Source organism: Cellulomonas flavigena DSM 20109 (genome assembly GCF_000092865.1).
Taxonomy (GTDB): Bacteria; Actinomycetota; Actinomycetes; order Actinomycetales; family Cellulomonadaceae; genus Cellulomonas; species Cellulomonas flavigena.
Genome location: NC_014151.1, coordinates 2,286,435 through 2,303,035 on the forward strand (window position 1 = coordinate 2,286,435; position 16,601 = coordinate 2,303,035).

Below are 16,601 nucleotides of genomic sequence, written 5' to 3' on the forward strand. Positions count from 1 at the left end.
GGTCGTCACGGTCAGCGTCACCAGCAGCACCGACGCGACGCTCAGCGGCACCCGCCCCGCTGCGGCGACCTGGGGCCTTCGGGCTCGGACAGGGTGACGTCGCGACGTGCACGACGCCACCCTGTCCGCCGACCGGCTCCGTCAGTCGACCGGGGCGGCCGCCTCGGCGAACTGGCTGCGGTACAGCTGCGCGTACGCACCGTCGGCCGCGACGAGGTCGTCGTGCGTGCCCTGCTCGACGATCCTCCCGTGCTCCATGACGAGGATGACGTCGGCGTCGCGGATCGTGGACAGCCGGTGCGCGATGACGAACGACGTGCGCCCGGCGCGCAAGGCGTTCATCGCGTGCTGCACGAGCACCTCGGTGCGCGTGTCGACCGACGACGTCGCCTCGTCGAGGATGAGGATCGCCGGGTCGGCGAGGAACGCGCGCGCGATGGTGAGCAGCTGCTTCTCGCCGGCGGACACCGCGCCGCCCTCGTCGTCGAGCACGGTGTCGTACCCGTCGGGCAGGGTGCGCACGAACCGGTCGACGTGGGTCGCGACGGCGGCCTCGACGACCTGCTCGTGCGTCGCGGAGTCCACGCCGTACGCGATGTTCTCCGCGATCGTCCCTTCGTACAGCCACGTGTCCTGCAGGACCATGCCGATCTGCGACCGCAGCGCGTCGCGCGTGACGTCCCGCGTGTCGACACCGTCGAGCGTGATGCGCCCGGAGTCGACCTCGTAGAACCGCATGACGAGGTTGACGAGAGTGGTCTTGCCGGCGCCCGTGGGCCCGACGATCGCGACGGTCTGCCCGGGCTCCGCGACGACCGACAGGTTCTCGATGAGCGGCGTGTCCGCGTCGTAGCGGAACGACACGTCCTCGAACGCGACGCGGCCGCGCACGCGTTCCGGCAGCGTCGCGGGCTGCGCGGGGTCGGGCGTCTGCTCCTGCGCGTCCAGCAGCTCGAACACGCGCTCGGCGGACGCGACACCGGACTGCAGCAGGTTCGCCATCGACGCGATCTGCGTGATCGGCTGCGTGAACTGCCGCGAGTACTGGATGAACGCCTGCACGTCGCCGAGCGACATCGTGCCCGACGCGACCCGCAGGCCACCGACCACGGCGACGACGAGGTAGTTGAGGTTGGCGATGAACCCCAGCGCCGGCTGGATGATTCCGGAGATGAACTGCGCCCGGAACGCGGACTCGTAGAGCTTGCCGTTGCGCTCGGCGAACGTCGCGGCGGCCTCCTGCTGCCGGCCGAAGACGGTGACCAGCGCGTGGCCCGTGAACATCTCCTCGATGTGGGCGTTGAGCTTGCCGGTCCACGCCCACTGCTCGACGAACTGCGGTTGCGAGCGCTTGGCGATCGCGGCCGCGACCACGACCGACAGCGGGACCGTCACCAGGGCGACGACCGCGAGAAGCGGCGAGATCCAGAACATCATCGCGAGCACGCCGACGACCGTCAGCACCGAGGTGATGAGCTGCGAGAGCGTCTGCTGCACGGTCTGCGCGACGTTGTCGATGTCGTTGGTGACACGCGACAACAGCTCACCGCGCGGCTGCTTGTCGAAGTACGACAGCGGGACGCGCGTGAGCTTCTCCTCGACCTGCGTCCGCATGCGCAGGACCGTGTTCTGCACCGCGCGCGCCGTCAGCCGCCCTTGCAGCCAGCCGAACACGAACGCGGCGACGTACACGCCGAGCACCAGCAGCAGGATCGAGCCGAGCCGCTCGAAGTCGACGCCGTCGCCGACGGTCAGGCCGGGCATGCCCGCGACCATGTCTGCCACCGTGCCCTGCCCCGCGGCGCGCAGCGCGTCGACCGCCTCCTGCTGCGTGCTGCCGGCCGGCAGGAGCTGCGCGAGCTGCCGCGAGACCACACCGTCGAACAGCACGTCGGTCGCGTTGCCCAGCAGCTTGGGGCCGGCAACCGCCGCCGCCACCGACAACGCCCCCAGCACGAGTACGGCGACGAGCCGGACACGCTCGGGCGCCAGCACCGTGAGCAGGCGCCGCAACGAGCCACGGAAGTCCATCGACTTCTGACCGGGCATCCCCAGACCCATGCCCATGGGCCCGCCACGCGGCCCGCCGGGCGGCGGGCCGGCGGGACGGTCGGTCCTCGTCGTGGCGCTCATGCCGCCTCCTGCGCGCTCAGCTGGGAGTACACGATCTCCTGGTACGTCTCGTTCGACGCCAGCAGCTCGTCGTGGGTGCCGTCACCGACCACGCGTCCCTCGTCGAGGACGAGGATGCGGTCGGCGTGGCGGATGGTCGCGACGCGCTGGGCCACGACGAGCACCGTCGCCCGCCGGGTCTCCGGTGCCAGGGCCGCGCGCAGTGCGGCGTCGGTGGCGTAGTCCAGCGCGGAGAACGAGTCGTCGAACAGGTAGATGCTCGGGCGCCGCACGAGCGCCCGCGCGATGGCCAGCCGTTGGCGCTGCCCGCCCGACAGGTTCGTCCCGCCCTGCGCGACCGGTGCGTCGATGCCCTCGGGCAGCGCCTCGACGAAGTCGCGCGCCTGCGCGACCTCCAGCGCGTGCCAGAGCTCGTCGTCGGTGGCCTCGGGCCGCCCGAACTGCAGGTTGCTGCGCACGGTGCCGGAGAACAGGTACGGGCGCTGCGGCACCAGCCCGATGCGTGAGCCCAGCGCCACCGGGTCGGCCTCGCGGACGTCGACGCCGTCGACGAGCACGCTGCCGCCCGTCACGTCGTACAGGCGTGGGACGAGGTGCAGGAGCGTCGTCTTGCCGGAGCCCGTCGACCCGATGACGGCCGTGGTCCGGCCGGGTTCGGCCACGAACGACACGTCGTGCAGCACCGGGTGCTCGGCGCCCGGGTACCGGAACTCGACGTCCCGCAGCTCGAGCCGCCCGCGCGACGCGTCCGGGCCCTCGGCGAACGCGACCGGCCGGGTGGGCGGCACCACGGTCGTGGAGGTGTCGAGCACCTCGCCGATGCGGTCGGCGGACACCATGGCCCGCGGGACCATGACGACCATCATCGAGCTCATCATCACGGCCATGAGGACGAACATGATGTAGCTGAGGAACGCGATGAGCGACCCGATCTGCATGAGCCCGTCGTCGACCCGCTGTGCCCCGAACCACAGGACCGACACGCTCGAGACGTTCATCACGAGCATCACCACGGGGAACATCAGGGCGAACAGCAGCCCGGCGCGCAGCGACGCGACGTACAGGGCCGTGTTGGCGACCTCGAAGCGCTCCTGCTCCTGCCGCTCGCGCACGAACGCGCGGATGACACGGACACCCGTGAGCTGCTCGCGCATCACGCGGTTCACCGCGTCGATCCGCTGCTGCATCTGCCGGAACCACGGCACCATCCGCCACACGATCAGCCCGATGACCACGGCGAGCACCGGCACCACGACGAGCAGCAGTGCGGAGAGCCCCACGTCCTCGCGCAGCGACATCACCACGCCGCCGACCAGCATGAGCGGAGCCATGACCAGGAACACGAAGGTCATGAAGACGACCATCTGCACCTGCTGGACGTCGTTCGTGGTGCGCGTGATGAGCGTCGGTGCTCCGAACCTCCCCATCTCCTGCTGGGAGAAGGACTGGACCTGGTCGAACAGCCGTGCCCGCACGTCGCGGCCGAACGCCATGGCGGTGCGCGCACCGAACCACACCGCGGCCACCGACGCGACGACCTGCACGAGACTGACGGCGAGCATGACGCCGCCGAGACGCCAGATCGTGGCGGTGTCCCCCTGGGCGACGCCGTCGTCGATGATGTCGGCGTTGAGGCTGGGCAGCCACAGCGTGGCGATGACCTGCACCATCTGCAGGGCGAGCACGGCGACGACGGCGCCCTGGTACGGGCGCAGGTGCTCCCGGAGCAGTCGCATGAGCATGGCGTGGAGCCTTCCGTGGCGGGGTCGACCCGGGCGGGTCGTGCGACGGGCGCGGGGGCACCCTCGGCAGCAGGACAACGATGCCGCGGGCAACCGCTTGGTGCACCGTGATTCCGCGCAGGGCGGACAAGGAGCGGGCAGCACGACGCCGGCACCCCGGGACGGGGTGCCGGCGTCGGTCGGGCGACAGGTCAGCGCGCGGGCGGCTGGCCCTCCTCAGGACGCTGCGGCGGGACCGACGGAGGGGGCCCCTGGCGCGGCGGCACCTGCGGCGGGAGCGCCTGGGGCGCTTGCTGCTGCGGGGCCTGCTGGGGTGACTGCTGCGGGGCCGCCGGCTGCTGCGGGGCCTGCGCGGGACGCGCGGGCGGCGTGCCGTACGCGGGCTGCTGCGGTGCGACAGGCCCGGCACCCGGGCGCTGCCCCCGCTCGGCCGCGGGGTCGAACGGCACACCCGACAGTGTGCCCGCGCTCGTGGCGTCCGCCGTGGCGGCCGCCGACTCGCGCCGCGCCTCCGCCAGCGCCTCGCTCGGGTCGGTCAGCGAGACGGGCGGCAGATCGCCCTCGGCGAGCGGCGAGCTCCCCGCGGGACGTGTCGGGTAGTCCTGGCCGTCGCTGCCGCCCGCGCCGGCGAAGCCCTTGGAGAGCCACCCCAGCGCACCGCTGAGCTCGGCCGGCAGGAACCACATCTTGTTCGACGGGCTCGACGCGATCTTCGGCAGCGTCTGCAGGTACTGGTACGCGAGCAGCTTGGGGTCGGCGTCGCCGCGGTGCACGGCGTCGAACACCTGGAGGATCGCGCGGGCCTCACCCTCGGCCCGCAGGATGGCCGACTGCGCCTCACCCTCGGCCCGCAGGATCGCCGACTGCTTCTCGCCCTCGGCCGTGAGGATCGCGGACTGCTTGACACCCTCGGCCGTGAGGATCGCGGCGCGACGGTCCCGCTCGGCCCGCATCTGCTGCTCCATCGAGCCCTGCACCGACGCGGGCGGGTCGATCGCCTTGAGCTCGACGCGGTTGACGCGGATGCCCCACTTGCCGGTCGCCTCGTCGAGCACGCCGCGCAGCTGACCGTTGATCTGGTCGCGGCTCGTCAGCGTCTGCTCCAGGTCCATGGAACCGATGACGTTGCGGAGCGTCGTGACGGTGAGCTGCTCGATGCCGGTGATGTAGTTGGCGATCTCGTAGACCGCGTCCTTCGGCGAGGTCACCTGGAAGTAGATGACCGTGTCGATGCTCACGACGAGGTTGTCGGAGGTGATCACGGGCTGCGGCGGGAAGGACACGACCTGCTCGCGCAGGTCGACGTTCGCGCGCACACGGTCCACGAACGGGATCAGCAGGTGCAGACCGGCGTCGAGCGTCTTGTTGTAGCGCCCGAGCCGCTCGACGATGATCGCCACCGCCTGGGGCACGATCCGCACCGCGCGCGCCAGCGCGACCACGACGAAGATCAGGACGAGGACGAGCACCAGGATCGCAGCGATCTGGCCGGCACCGGGGCCGTCGTTCATGGCACCTCCGCAGGTACTGCCGCCCGGACCGGGGCGGCCACGGTGACCCGGGGACCGGGTCGCATGCTCAGGTCACACCGGCGCGACGCCCGGCGCAGCCGTACCGCCCGCAGCGGTCGCGGGCGCAGGGCTGACGACCGCCGTCGCGCCGTCGATCTTCGTCACCGTCACCCGGGTGCCGGGCGGCAGCGAGCCGCCGTCGGCCGTCCGCGCGCTCCAGACCTCACCGGCGAGCTTCACACGGCCCGTCGAGCCGTCGACCGCCGCCACGACCGTGGCCTCGCGTCCGACGAGCGCCGCGGCGTTCGTCTCCGGCAGGTCGGCACGGCCCCTGAGATGGCGCAGCAGCCACGGCCGCAGCGCCGCGAGCAGCACGATCGACGTGAGCGCCGCGACGAGGATCTGCACGGCCACCGGGGCACCCAGGGCGTAGGCCAGCGCACCGGCGAGGGCTCCCCCGGCGAACATGACGAGCACGAGGTCCAGCGACAGCATCTCGAGGATGCCGAGCGCCAGCGCTCCCCCGACCCACCAGAGCCACCCCATGGAAGCCACCTCCGCAGTCGCCGTCGTCCGTGGAGCGATCCTATGCGATCCCTTTGCCCATCTCTGGCGGCTGCGTCACGGTACGGCCACGATCAGCCCGCGACGGCACCTGTCGCGTGCGCGGCCCAGCGGCCGTCGACCTTGTCCAGCCGCAGCGGCACGTCGAACGTCCCGGAGAGGTTCTCGGCCGTCAGCGTCTCGTCGATGGGCCCGGCCGCGTGCACGCGGCCGGCACGCAGCAGCAGCAGGTGCGTGAAACCCGGCGGGATCTCCTCGACGTGGTGGGTGACCAGCACGAGCGCGGGCGAACGACGGTCGCGCGCGAGCTCGGCCAGCGCACCGACCAGCTCCTCCCGCCCTCCCAGGTCGAGTCCCGCGGCCGGCTCGTCGAGCAGCAGCAGCTCCGGGTCGCTCATGAGCGAGCGCGCGATCTGCACGCGCTTGCGCTCGCCCTCGGACAGCGTGCCGAACCACCGCTCCGCGAGGTGGGACACCCCGAAGGCGGCGAGCAGGTCCGACGCACGCGACTCGTCCACCCCCTCGTACTCCTCGCGCCAACGGCCCGTCACGCCGTACGCGGCCGTGAGGACGACGTCGCGCACCGTCTCCCCCGACGGGATCCGGTCGGCGAGCGCGGCGCTCGCCAGGCCGATCCGCGGGCGCAGCTCGAAGACGTCGGTGGCGCCCAGGCGCGAGCCGAGGAGCGTGGCGGACCCCGTCGTGGGGTGCATGCGTCCCGAGGCGACCTGCAGCAGGGTCGTCTTGCCGGCACCGTTGCGACCCAGCACGACCCACCGCTCGCCCTCCTGCACCCGCCAGGACAGGGCCTCGAGGATCGTCGTCGCCCCCCGGCGGATCGTCACGTCCTGCAGGTCGAGCACGTCGGTCATGTCCACAGACCCTAACCGTCCGAGCGGGTCCGGCGTGCCGTCGCGCCACGCCCGGGGACGGATCTCACACCCTCGCGGCTCACAGCTCGATCGTCAGCATCGTCGAGGTGTGCGTGACCTCGTAGCCCAGCGCGGCGTACAGGCCGTGCGCGCCGGACGGGTTCGCGGTGTCCACGTCGAGCTCGGCGTACTGCATCCCGTCCGCCGCGTACGCGTGCATCACGGCGGCGAGCAGCGCGACCGCGACCCGACGCCCCCGCCACGCCCGCCGCACGCCCAGCAGGTCGGTGTAGCCGAAGGAGTAGCCGGACGCCGGGAAGTCCTGCTCGTACCGCCCGGAGACGGCGTACCCCGCCACCTCGTCGCCGTCGAGAGCGACGAACGACCACGTCGGTGCGAACATCGCCTGCGACGCGCGCCACTGCTCGGGCGTCCGCGGCTCGGACCCCCAGTGGTCGGCGAACGCCTCGTTGTGGGCGAGCCGCACGGCGTCGTCGAGCTCCGCCGTCCACGGCACGACCCGCACGCCGTCGAGCTCCGGCACGTCGGGCAGCGGCCGGTCGAGAGGGCGGCGCATCTGCGTGTAGTAACGGATGGGCGTGAAGCCCGCCGCCGCGTACAGCCGCGCCACGTCGGGTGTCGCGCCGTCGGCGTGGGTCGCGATGCGCGCGGGCACGTCCTTGCCGGACGCCGCCAGCAGCTGCCGGGCGCGCGCCACCTGCCAGGCGACGAGGGCGCTGCCGATCCCCCGGCCGCGCCACACCGGGTCGACATCGCCCTCGACGAACGCGCGGACGACCGTCCGGTCACCGGGCGGGACCTCCACCTGGGCCCACGCGCGCGGCGTCCCGTCACCGTCCACGCCCACGAGCACGTCACGCGCGAGGTCGCGCCACTCGCGCTCGAGCTCCTCGGCCACCTCCGGCACCGACGACCGGTAGTGCAGCGCGTCGGCCTCCTGGCCGCGGACCCGCAGGGCGGTGATCGCGGCGGCGTCCTCGACGGCCCCGGCCCGCCAGGTCAGCCCCGTGGCCGCCGCCGGCAGCGGCACCCGCTCCGGCGCGGCGGCGCGGACGGCCAGGGGGACGACGGTGTCGCTCATGCACCCGAGCCTGGCGCGAACAGCGCCGCGGGTCCATCGATATCCGCGGTGCAGGCCGCACCGCGGCCCTCAGGCGTCGATGCGCGACGCGTCGAGCGCGTGCGCGTTCGCGACGATGAAGTCCTTGCGCGGCGCGACGTCGGAACCCATGAGCAGCTCGAACACCTTCTCCACCTGCGCGGCGGCGGCCTCCGCCTCGCCGATGCGGACGCGACGCAGCGTGCGGTGGCGCGGGTCCATGGTCGTCTCGGCCAGCTGGTCGGCGTCCATCTCGCCCAGCCCCTTGTAGCGCTGGATGTCGTCCTTGTAGCGCCTGCCCGCGCGGTCGAGCTTCTTGAGGGTCGCCGCGAGCTCGGCCTCGGAGTACGTGTACAGGTACTCGTTCTTGCGCGAGCCCGCGCCGATCACCTCGATGCGGTGCAGCGGCGGCACGGCCGCGTAGACGCGGCCGTCCTCGACCAGCGGGCGCATGTAGCGGAAGAACAACGTGAGCAGCAGCGTGCGGATGTGCGCGCCGTCGACGTCGGCGTCCGTCATCAGCACGATCTTGCCGTAGCGCGCGGCCTCGAGGTCGAACGTGCGGCCCGACCCGGCACCGACGACCTGGATGATCGCCGCGCACTCGGCGTTCTTCAGCATGTCGCCGACCGACGCCTTCTGGACGTTGAGGATCTTGCCGCGGATCGGCAGCAGCGCCTGGAAGTCCGAGCTGCGCGCGAGCTTGGCGGTGCCGAGCGCGCTGTCGCCCTCGACGATGAACAGCTCCGAGCGCGACACGTCGTCGATACGGCAGTCCGCGAGCTTGGCAGGCAGCGAGGAGGACTCGAGCGCGTTCTTGCGACGCGAGATCTCCTTCTGCTTGCGGGCCGAGACGCGCGCGCGCATCTCCCCCACGACCTTGTCCAGGAGCAGGGCCGTGTGCGCCTTGTGCTCCCGCTTCGACGACGAGAACAGCGCGGTGAGCTCGGACTCGACGACCTTGGCGACGATGCCGCGCACCGGCCCCGTGCCCAGCACCTCCTTGGTCTGCCCCTCGAACTGCGGCTCGGCGAGACGCACGGTGACGACCGCGGTGAGGCCCGCGAGCACGTCCTCCTTCTCGAGCCGTTCGGACGAGGAGTCCTTCGCGGAGATCTTCAGACGCCGCGCGTTGGCGGTCACCTGCGTGCGCAGCGTCTTGAGCAGCGCCGTCTCGAAGCCCGCCAGGTGGGTGCCACCCTTGGGTGTGGAGATGATGTTGACGAAGCTGCGGACCTCGGTCGCGTAGCCCGTGCCCCAGCGCACCGCGACGTCGACCTCGCAGTCCCGCGTGACCTCCTGCGGCGTCATGTGACCACGGCTGTCGAGCACCGGCACCGTCTCGGTGAACGTGCCGGAACCGGTGAGGTGCCAGGTGTCCGTGACGGGCGCGTCGGGCGCGAGGTGGTCGACGAAGTCCAGGACGCCCCCGGTGTGCAGGAACGTCTCCTCGTGCGGCCCGTGCTCGCCGGGCGTGCCGGGGATCCCGCGCTCGTCCCGCACCGTGATCGCGAGCCCGGGCACCAGGAAGCTGGTCTGCCGGGCCCGGGTGACCAGCTCGTCGTAGGAGAACACGGCCGTCTTGGGGAAGATCTGCCGGTCGGCCCAGTAGCGCACGCGCGTGCCGGTGACGCCCTTGCCCACCTTGCCGACGACCGCCAGCTCCGAGCCCTGCACGAACGGCTCGAACGGCGACTCGGGGCTGACGCCGGCGCTGTCGTCGAACACACCGGGCTCGCCGCGGTGGAACGTCATGCGGTGGGTCCGCCCGTTGCGGTCGACCTCGACGTCCAGCCGCGCGGACAGCGCGTTGACGACCGACGCCCCCACGCCGTGCAGACCTCCGGACGCGGCGTAGGAGCCGCCGCCGAACTTGCCGCCGGCGTGCAGCTTGGTGAGCACGACCTCGACTCCCGTCAGGCCCGTCTTCGGCTCGACGTCCACGGGGATACCGCGCCCGTTGTCCCGCACCTCGACCGACGAGTCGGCGTGCAGCACGACCTCGATGCGGTCGCCGTGACCCCCGAGCGCCTCGTCGACCGAGTTGTCGATGATCTCCCACAGGCAGTGCATGAGCCCGCGGCTGTCGGTGGTGCCGATGTACATGCCGGGGCGCTTGCGGACGGCCTCGAGCCCCTCGAGCACCGAGAGGTGCCGGGCGGTGTAGCCGGCCTGGGGGGACGTGGTGGTCACGGCGCCGATGGTAACCGCCGCCCCGCACCCTGCCCGCCTCGCGCCGCGGCGCGCCGCCGGACTCCGCGGGAGGGATGTGTCGCACCTGTGACGCGTGTCGTACGCCGTGTTGCGCGACGATCACGATCGCGTGACCCCACGTCACGATCTTGTACGCAGAGAGCGAACCACCCGGTCCCGAGGGGATGGATGCCCGACCCGGATGGTTGTATGGAGGCGTGAACGGGACGACGATCGACTCCAGGACCCCGCTGACGGCTGCCGACCGCTGCGACCGCTGCAACGCGCAGGCGTACGTCCGCGTCGTGCTGCCTGTCGGTGAGCTGCTGTTCTGCGCGCACCACGCGCGCGAGCACGCACCCAAGTTCGCCTCGGTCGCCACGCACGTGCAGGACGAGACCGACAGGCTGCTCGCCGAGCACGGCGCAGGCCCCGGCTCTGCGGGCTGACACGGCGCGCACCCCCGACCTCGAGGGCCCCGGACCGTACGGTCCGGGGCCCTCGTCGTACCGGCACCCCACCGCCGCCCCGCTCCGCGAGGTGATCCACGCCCCGCGCTCCGGACGCACGAGAGCCCGGCCCCCCGAGGGGCCGGGCTCTCGTCGGTCGCGCGGCGCGCGTCAGTCGAGGTAGTCGCGCAGCACCTGCGAGCGCGACGGGTGGCGCAGCTTCGACATCGTCTTCGACTCGATCTGACGGATCCGCTCGCGCGTCACGCCGTAGACCTTGCCGATCTCGTCGAGCGTCTTGGGCTGGCCGTCGGTGAGGCCGAACCGCATGGACACCACACCGGCCTCGCGCTCGGAGAGCGTGTCGAGCACCTGGTGGAGCTGCTCCTGCAGGAGCGTGAAGCTCACGGCGTCCGCGGGCACGACCGCCTCGGAGTCCTCGATGAGGTCGCCGAACTCGCTGTCGCCGTCCTCGCCCAGCGGGGTGTGCAGCGAGATGGGCTCGCGGCCGTACTTCTGGACCTCGACGACCTTCTCGGGCGTCATGTCGAGCTCCTTGGCGAGCTCCTCCGGGGTGGGCTCACGGCCCAGGTCCTGGAGCATCTGGCGCTGCACGCGTGCGAGCTTGTTGATGACCTCGACCATGTGCACCGGGATGCGGATGGTGCGCGCCTGGTCGGCCATCGCACGCGTGATCGCCTGCCGGATCCACCACGTGGCGTACGTCGAGAACTTGTAGCCCTTGGTGTAGTCGAACTTCTCGACCGCGCGGATCAGACCGAGGTTGCCCTCCTGGATCAGGTCGAGGAAGAGCATGCCGCGACCCGTGTAGCGCTTGGCCAGCGAGACGACGAGTCGCAGGTTCGCCTCGAGCAGGTGGTTCTTGGCGCGGCGACCGTCCTGCGCGATCCACTCGAGCTCGCGGCGGAGCTTGGGCTCGAGGGAGTCGCGTGTCTCGGCGAGCTTCTCCTCGGCGAACAGGCCGGCCTCGATGCGCTTGGCGAGCTCGACCTCCTGCTCGGCGTTCAGCAGCGCGACCTTGCCGATCTGCTTGAGGTAGTCCTTCACCGGGTCCGCGGTGGCACCGGCGGTGACGACCTGCTGGGCAGGGGCGTCGTCGTCGTCCGCGTCGGAGTAGACGAACCCGGTGTCCTCGGGCTCGTCCTCCTTCTTCGCGGCGGCGGGCTTGGTCTCGGTCTCCTCGGCGTCGTCCTCGGCCACGTCCTCCACGTCGTCGGTCTCGACGTCGGCGTCCGTGACCTCGACGTCCTCGAGCTCCGTGACGTCGACGTCCTCCTCGACCTCGTCGACCGGCTCGTCGGCGACGTCGGACTCCGTCGCGGGCGACGCCTTCGATGCGGCCTTCTTGGCGGTGGCGGTCTTCGTCGCCGTGGCCTTGGTCGCCGCCGCCTTCGTGGTGCGGGTCGACCTCACCGCGGGCGTGCCGGCGTCCGCGACGGTCGCCTTGGCCGCGGGGCGCGACTTCGCGCTCGTCGCGGCGACGGCCCGGCCGGCGGTGCCCAGGTCGTTCACGTCGACACCGGCCGTCCCCAGACCGCGGACGACGGCGCGCAGCCGCTTGGGGCCCTCGACGCCGGCAGCCTCGCAAGCGGCGCGCACCGAGGCGGTGTCGACGCTGCCGTGGGTCCGTCCACGCATCACGAGCTCCTGCAGCGCGGGGTGCTGGAACTCGCGCGGAAGTGCGGGGTGGGGGGTCTGGGACGTCAAGAAACGACCTTTCGTCAGCGCGGCAACCGGAACCGAGGAGAGTCCGAAGGACCGGGAGACAGACAGATATTGTACCGACCCGCGGGGGCCCGCCGCGCGTGCTCGCTCGCGTGGCGTCGTCGGCTCGTGGATCTCCTCCGGGCGTCCCTGCACCAACGCGTGGCGCACCCGCAGCATTCCCGCCACACCGGTGGCGGGTGACGGCTCGCGCCCCGGCTCAGCCGGTGGGCTTCACCGTCAGGACGGGGCACGGCGCGTCGAACAGCACGCGCTGCGCGTTCGACCCGAGGATCAGCTTGCCGACGGGGCTGCGGCGGCGCAGGCCCAGGACGACGAGCTGCGCGCCGACCTCCTCCGCCGTGCTGATGAGGTCGTCCGCGACGTCACCGCCGTCGAGCAGCCGCACGTCGTGCTGCACATCCTTCGCGTCGAGCTCCTCACGTACCTCGCCGAGCGCCTGCTCGATCTCGGCACGACGCTCCGGCGTCTCGTCACGCCGCACGCTGAGGACCACGACGACCGCGACGGAGCGTTGACGCGCCTCCTCCACGGCGGCGTCGAGCGCGGCGTGCCCCTCGGGGGTCGCCAGGTAGCCGACCACGATGCCCATCGTCGCTCCTCCTCCTGGCCCAGCCGGCCTCGTGCGCGACGCTACCCGAGCGAGGGACGTCGGACGACCTCGACGTGCGTGCGACACGCCCGCCCACCCGCGCCGACGCCCCCGGCGGACGGCGCGGGGGCCACCCTCGCCCCTGCACGGCACGACCGGACCACCGGATCACGTCACGCCCGCCACGACGCCGCCGCCCGCCTCCTGCCGACGTGCCCACCCCGGCGCGAGGCCGGCCTCGACCGCGGCGCGCAGGAGGTGACCGAGCCGGTACCCCGGGTCGTCCTGCAGTGCGCGCTCCAGCAGCACGGCGGCGCGGGCACCGTCACCCCGCCACCACGCGATCGCCGCGAGGAGCGTCGACGCCGGCGCCTGCGCGCCGCGCCGCCCGTGCGCCAGGACCTCCTCGAGCACCGCCGCGGCGGTGCGTGCGCCGTCACCGGGCGCCACGCAGCCCGCCGGGTCGACCAGGCGGCCGACGGCGGCCCGGACCTCCGCGTCCTCGTCAGGGCCCGCGAGCGCGAGCGCACGCTCCGGCAGCGTCCCCGCTCCCGGAAGGCACGCGACGAGCACGGCGTCACGTACCCGTCGGTCGGCCAGGCCGGCCTCGACGCGCCCCAGCAGCGCGATCCGCGTCACGCGTCCGGCACCAGCACCTGCCGGCGCCGCCACGAGCGCACGCCACGCCGCGAGCGAGTCCGCCCGCCATCGTGCGAGGTGCTGCGGACCAGCCACGCGCGCCCGCGCCCGCGCCTCGCACCGGCGGCGCCGGACGCGCGCGACCGCACGGCGCGCGTCCGCGGAGGCGGCACGCACCTCGGCGAGCTGCTCGCGACCGGCGGCCACCACCGAGCCCGCGAGCACCATCTCCGCGCCGGCACGCGTCCCCTGCAGCGCGCTCAGCGGGTGCCCGGTCGGCGGGCAGCAGGTCGGGTCGCACGCCAGGCACCGGAAGGTCGTGTCCCCCACGACGAGCACGTCGGCACCACCGAACGGGACGTCGAAGGCCTCGAGCGTGTGCGCCGCTGCTGCGGCCACCCGCTCGCCGGAACCGGGGGCGTCCCGTGCGTACACGACGAGCGCGACGCGACGCGCCCCGTCACGGTCGAGGTGTGCCGCCAACGAGCGTGCGACCTGCGGACCGTGCACGGCGTCGGCGACGTCCGCGAGGTCGACGCGGGCCACGAGGCCCACCCGACCGCGGGGACCGCGCAGGCTGACGGCGACCGCGCTGTCCCGGGGCTGGAACCCGAGCAGGTGCGGGACGAGTGCGAGCAGCTCACGGGGCTCGCTCAGCCGGAGGAGGAGTGGTTCCATGCCTCCACCGAAGCGTCCCGCGGTCTGCTCGTGGGGCGACCCGACCGAACCTGTGGGCGAGGCCGCCGGCGGTCGGGGCTGTGGTCGGCTCGCGCGCGAGGCTCGGCTCCCTGCGGACGCCGCTACCCTGGCGCGGTGCCCCGCCCGAACCGCGCCGCCCTGGTGACCGCAGGCGCGCTCGTCGCGCTCGCGGCGGCGAGCGGCTGCACCTCCGGGCCGGGACCCTCGCCCACGCTGTCGGCCACGCCCGCGGGGACGCCCACCACGACCCCCGGCGAGACGCTGCTGACCGACGAGATCGCCGAGGACACCGCGGTCGGTGCGCTCGCACCGGGCTTCCCGGAGTCGCTCGTGCCCGTCCCGCCGGACGCCGAGGTCCTCGTCTCCTCCAGCGAGCCGCTGCCCGACGGCCGCCTGCGCATCAGCCTCAACGTGCGGACCCCCCAGGACACCGGCGGCCTGCTCGAGGCCGTGCGGGTCCCGCTGGTCGCTGCGGGCTTCACCGAGTCGGCCCCTCCCGTCCCCGAGGCGGGGCTCGCCGCGCAGACCACGTTCTCGCGGTCCGACGGCACCGAGCTCCTCGTCGTCGGTGTCCTGGACCGCGACGGGCTGCGCACCATGACCCTGGGGGGGACGGTCGCCGCCCCGGCCCCCTAGGGTGGGGCACGTGCCCACCGCCAATGCCGCACTCGTCGACCGTGAGAACCTGCGCACGGGGGTCGACGCGGCACTCGGACGGCACGTCGCACGCCTCCGCGAGGAGGCCGAACGGATCAGCCCCGAGGCCGGCGCCCTGGTCGACGCCGTCGAGCGCATGGTCGCGGGCGGCAAGCGGCTGCGCGCGGCGTTCTGCTACTGGTCGTGGCGCGCCCACGGCGGTACCCCGGGCGACGGGCGTGAGCAGGGAGTGCTGCGCGCGGGGGCCGCACTCGAGCTGTTCCAGGCGGCCGCGCTGTTCCACGACGACGTGATGGACGACTCGAGCACACGGCGTGGTCTGCCGACCGCGCACCGCGTCTTCGCGGACGAGCACGCCGGCTCCGGGCGCCGAGGCGAGCCCCGCCGCTTCGGGGACGGCGTCGCGATCCTGCTCGGCGACCTCGCGCTCATCGCCAGCGACGAGGAGATGACACGCGCGCTCGCGGGCCTGCCCGTGAGCGTGGCCCAGGCGGCACACTCCGTCTTCTCGTCGATGCGCACCGAGGTGACCGTCGGCCAGTACCTCGACCTCGTCGCCCAGACGATGCCGTGGGGGACGGCCGACGACGACGAGCGGCGGGCACGCGAGGTCGTGCGGGCGAAGTCCGCGCGCTACAGCGTGGAGCACCCGATCGTGCTCGGCGCCGCGCTCGCCGGCGCCGACGACGCCGCGGTGGCGGGCTGCCGCGCCGTCGGGCTGCCGCTCGGCGAGGCCTTCCAGCTGCGCGACGACCTGCTGGGCGTCCTCGGCGACCCCGCCACCACGGGCAAGCCGGCGGGCGACGACCTGCGCGAGGGCAAGCGCACCGTCCTGGTCGCGCGTGCCCTGGCCCATGCCACGGCCGCCGGCGACGACGCCGCGGTCGCGCTCCTGCAGCGCGGCGTCGGCGACCCCGACCTGGACGCCGCCGGGGTCGCGGAGCTCACCGATCTCCTCGTACGCACCGGCGCGGTCGCCGACGTCGAGCAGATCATCGAGGAGCTCTGGGCCCAGACGCTCACCCAGATCGAGGCGCGCGACTGGCCCGAGCCGGCCCGCGGCACGCTCGTCGAGCTGGCGCACGCCGCGGTGCGACGCACCGCCTGACCGCCGTCGACCGCGCCGAGGGACGGGTCAGAGCAGCGCCTGGGCGACCCGCCGCACCTCGGTCTTGCGTCCGGCGCGCAGCGCCTCGATCGGCGCGACGCCGAGGGACTCCTCGACCGTGAACAGCCACGCGACGGTCTCCGTGTCGGAGAACCCGTCGTCCGCGAGCACCGTCAGCGTGCCCTGCAGGGACGCCAGGACGGCCCACGGCCGCTCGGCCGACGGGGCGTCCGGCGCGGCCGGGTTCGCGAGGTGGCCGGGGACGAGGAAGTCGGCGGGCACGCTCAGCACCGGCGGGCTACCGCGACGGACGCCGACGAGACGCCGCTCCTGCAGCAGGCGACGCACCTTGCCGACGTCGACGCCGAGCATCTCCGCGACGTCGGGAAGGGTCAGCCAGCGACCGACGAGAAGGTCCGGGTCAGAGGTGGAACTCACCCGGTCAGCCTACGGCTCCCCGTGCAGCGCCCCACCATCCGGTGCCCGGGGTTTCCGTCCTGGACATTCTCGTTTACCGTCGAAGTTCGTCACATCTGTCACACGCGCACCATGCGTCACGTCGGCACCACCGACCGA

General features: G+C 73.1%; 14 protein-coding genes. 3 read left to right on the forward strand and 11 right to left on the reverse strand.

What is annotated here, in order from left to right; genetic code table 11:
* Positions 1-141: 141 nt before the first annotated feature.
* The 7 genes from CFLA_RS10375 to CFLA_RS10405 all read right to left on the reverse strand — a co-directional run bounded on the left by CFLA_RS10375 (position 142) and on the right by CFLA_RS10405 (position 10,135).
* Positions 142-2,133 carry an ABC transporter ATP-binding protein gene (locus CFLA_RS10375; RefSeq protein ID WP_013117278.1) on the reverse strand — a complete coding sequence of 664 codons (1,992 nt, stop codon included), beginning with the start codon at positions 2,131-2,133 and terminating at the stop codon, positions 142-144.
* On the reverse strand, positions 2,130-3,875 hold the full coding sequence (locus CFLA_RS10380; RefSeq protein ID WP_013117279.1) for an ABC transporter ATP-binding protein: 1,746 nt from the start codon (positions 3,873-3,875) through the stop codon (positions 2,130-2,132). Before CFLA_RS10380 ends, CFLA_RS10375 begins: the two co-directional genes overlap by 4 nt.
* A gap of 191 nt (positions 3,876-4,066) precedes the next feature.
* The gene (locus tag CFLA_RS10385; RefSeq protein ID WP_013117280.1) at positions 4,067-5,386 is read right to left on the reverse strand and encodes an SPFH domain-containing protein; all 1,320 of its coding nucleotides are present in this window, start codon (positions 5,384-5,386) and stop codon (positions 4,067-4,069) included.
* A 72-nt stretch (positions 5,387-5,458) separates the two neighbouring features.
* The gene (locus tag CFLA_RS10390) at positions 5,459-5,932 is read right to left on the reverse strand and encodes an NfeD family protein (RefSeq protein ID WP_013117281.1); all 474 of its coding nucleotides are present in this window, start codon (positions 5,930-5,932) and stop codon (positions 5,459-5,461) included.
* Between the two features lie 92 nt (positions 5,933-6,024).
* On the reverse strand, positions 6,025-6,822 hold the full coding sequence (locus CFLA_RS10395) for an ABC transporter ATP-binding protein (protein WP_013117282.1): 798 nt from the start codon (positions 6,820-6,822) through the stop codon (positions 6,025-6,027).
* Between the two features lie 79 nt (positions 6,823-6,901).
* Positions 6,902-7,924, reverse strand: a complete 1,023-nt coding sequence (locus CFLA_RS10400) for a GNAT family N-acetyltransferase (protein ID WP_013117283.1) — start codon at positions 7,922-7,924, stop codon at positions 6,902-6,904.
* A gap of 69 nt (positions 7,925-7,993) precedes the next feature.
* The gene (locus CFLA_RS10405; RefSeq protein WP_013117284.1) at positions 7,994-10,135 is read right to left on the reverse strand and encodes a DNA gyrase/topoisomerase IV subunit B; all 2,142 of its coding nucleotides are present in this window, start codon (positions 10,133-10,135) and stop codon (positions 7,994-7,996) included.
* Between the two features lie 185 nt (positions 10,136-10,320).
* On the opposite strand from CFLA_RS10405, the gene CFLA_RS10410 reads away from it, so the two are divergent.
* The gene (locus CFLA_RS10410; protein WP_013117285.1) at positions 10,321-10,584 is read left to right on the forward strand and encodes a DUF7455 domain-containing protein; all 264 of its coding nucleotides are present in this window, start codon (positions 10,321-10,323) and stop codon (positions 10,582-10,584) included.
* A gap of 171 nt (positions 10,585-10,755) precedes the next feature.
* Here CFLA_RS10410 and CFLA_RS20895 read toward each other — a convergent pair whose 3' ends face one another.
* The 3 genes from CFLA_RS20895 to CFLA_RS10425 form a co-directional block, all read right to left on the reverse strand.
* Positions 10,756-12,243, reverse strand: coding sequence for an RNA polymerase sigma factor (locus CFLA_RS20895; RefSeq protein WP_013117286.1), 1,488 nt, complete (start codon positions 12,241-12,243; stop codon positions 10,756-10,758).
* A gap of 286 nt (positions 12,244-12,529) precedes the next feature.
* Positions 12,530-12,922 carry a universal stress protein gene (locus CFLA_RS10420; RefSeq protein WP_013117287.1) on the reverse strand — a complete coding sequence of 131 codons (393 nt, stop codon included), beginning with the start codon at positions 12,920-12,922 and terminating at the stop codon, positions 12,530-12,532.
* 168 nt (positions 12,923-13,090) lie between these two features.
* Positions 13,091-14,239, reverse strand: a complete 1,149-nt coding sequence (locus CFLA_RS10425) for a DUF4192 domain-containing protein (protein ID WP_013117288.1) — start codon at positions 14,237-14,239, stop codon at positions 13,091-13,093.
* Between the two features lie 135 nt (positions 14,240-14,374).
* On the opposite strand from CFLA_RS10425, the gene CFLA_RS10430 reads away from it, so the two are divergent.
* Both CFLA_RS10430 and CFLA_RS10435 read left to right on the forward strand, forming a co-directional pair.
* Positions 14,375-14,896 (forward strand): hypothetical protein, encoded by a 522-nt coding sequence (locus tag CFLA_RS10430; protein WP_013117289.1) that lies wholly within the window; start codon positions 14,375-14,377, stop codon positions 14,894-14,896.
* A gap of 10 nt (positions 14,897-14,906) precedes the next feature.
* The gene (locus CFLA_RS10435) at positions 14,907-16,025 is read left to right on the forward strand and encodes a polyprenyl synthetase family protein (RefSeq protein WP_013117290.1); all 1,119 of its coding nucleotides are present in this window, start codon (positions 14,907-14,909) and stop codon (positions 16,023-16,025) included.
* 27 nt (positions 16,026-16,052) lie between these two features.
* Here the strand turns inward: CFLA_RS10435 and CFLA_RS10440 are convergent, their stop codons facing one another.
* Entirely contained in the window at positions 16,053-16,463 is a 411-nt protein-coding gene (locus CFLA_RS10440; protein ID WP_013117291.1) for an Rv2175c family DNA-binding protein, read from the reverse strand.
* Positions 16,464-16,601: the final 138 nt, after the last annotated feature.

What these genes read in the sequence shown, in the direction of transcription:
- CFLA_RS10375 (WP_013117278.1), bottom strand. Translation starts at nt 2,133, where the DNA reads ATGAGCGCCACGACGAGGACCGACCGTCCCGCCGGCCCGCCGCCCGGC.
- CFLA_RS10380 (WP_013117279.1), bottom strand. Translation starts at nt 3,875, where the DNA reads ATGCTCATGCGACTGCTCCGGGAGCACCTGCGCCCGTACCAGGGCGCC.
- CFLA_RS10385 (WP_013117280.1), bottom strand. Translation starts at nt 5,386, where the DNA reads ATGAACGACGGCCCCGGTGCCGGCCAGATCGCTGCGATCCTGGTGCTC.
- CFLA_RS10390 (WP_013117281.1), bottom strand. Translation starts at nt 5,932, where the DNA reads ATGGGGTGGCTCTGGTGGGTCGGGGGAGCGCTGGCGCTCGGCATCCTC.
- CFLA_RS10395 (WP_013117282.1), bottom strand. Translation starts at nt 6,822, where the DNA reads ATGACCGACGTGCTCGACCTGCAGGACGTGACGATCCGCCGGGGGGCG.
- CFLA_RS10400 (WP_013117283.1), bottom strand. Translation starts at nt 7,924, where the DNA reads ATGAGCGACACCGTCGTCCCCCTGGCCGTCCGCGCCGCCGCGCCGGAG.
- CFLA_RS10410 (WP_013117285.1), top strand. Translation starts at nt 10,321, where the DNA reads ATGGATGCCCGACCCGGATGGTTGTATGGAGGCGTGAACGGGACGACG.
- CFLA_RS20895 (WP_013117286.1), bottom strand. Translation starts at nt 12,243, where the DNA reads ATGCGTGGACGGACCCACGGCAGCGTCGACACCGCCTCGGTGCGCGCC.
- CFLA_RS10420 (WP_013117287.1), bottom strand. Translation starts at nt 12,922, where the DNA reads ATGGGCATCGTGGTCGGCTACCTGGCGACCCCCGAGGGGCACGCCGCG.
- CFLA_RS10425 (WP_013117288.1), bottom strand. Translation starts at nt 14,239, where the DNA reads ATGGAACCACTCCTCCTCCGGCTGAGCGAGCCCCGTGAGCTGCTCGCA.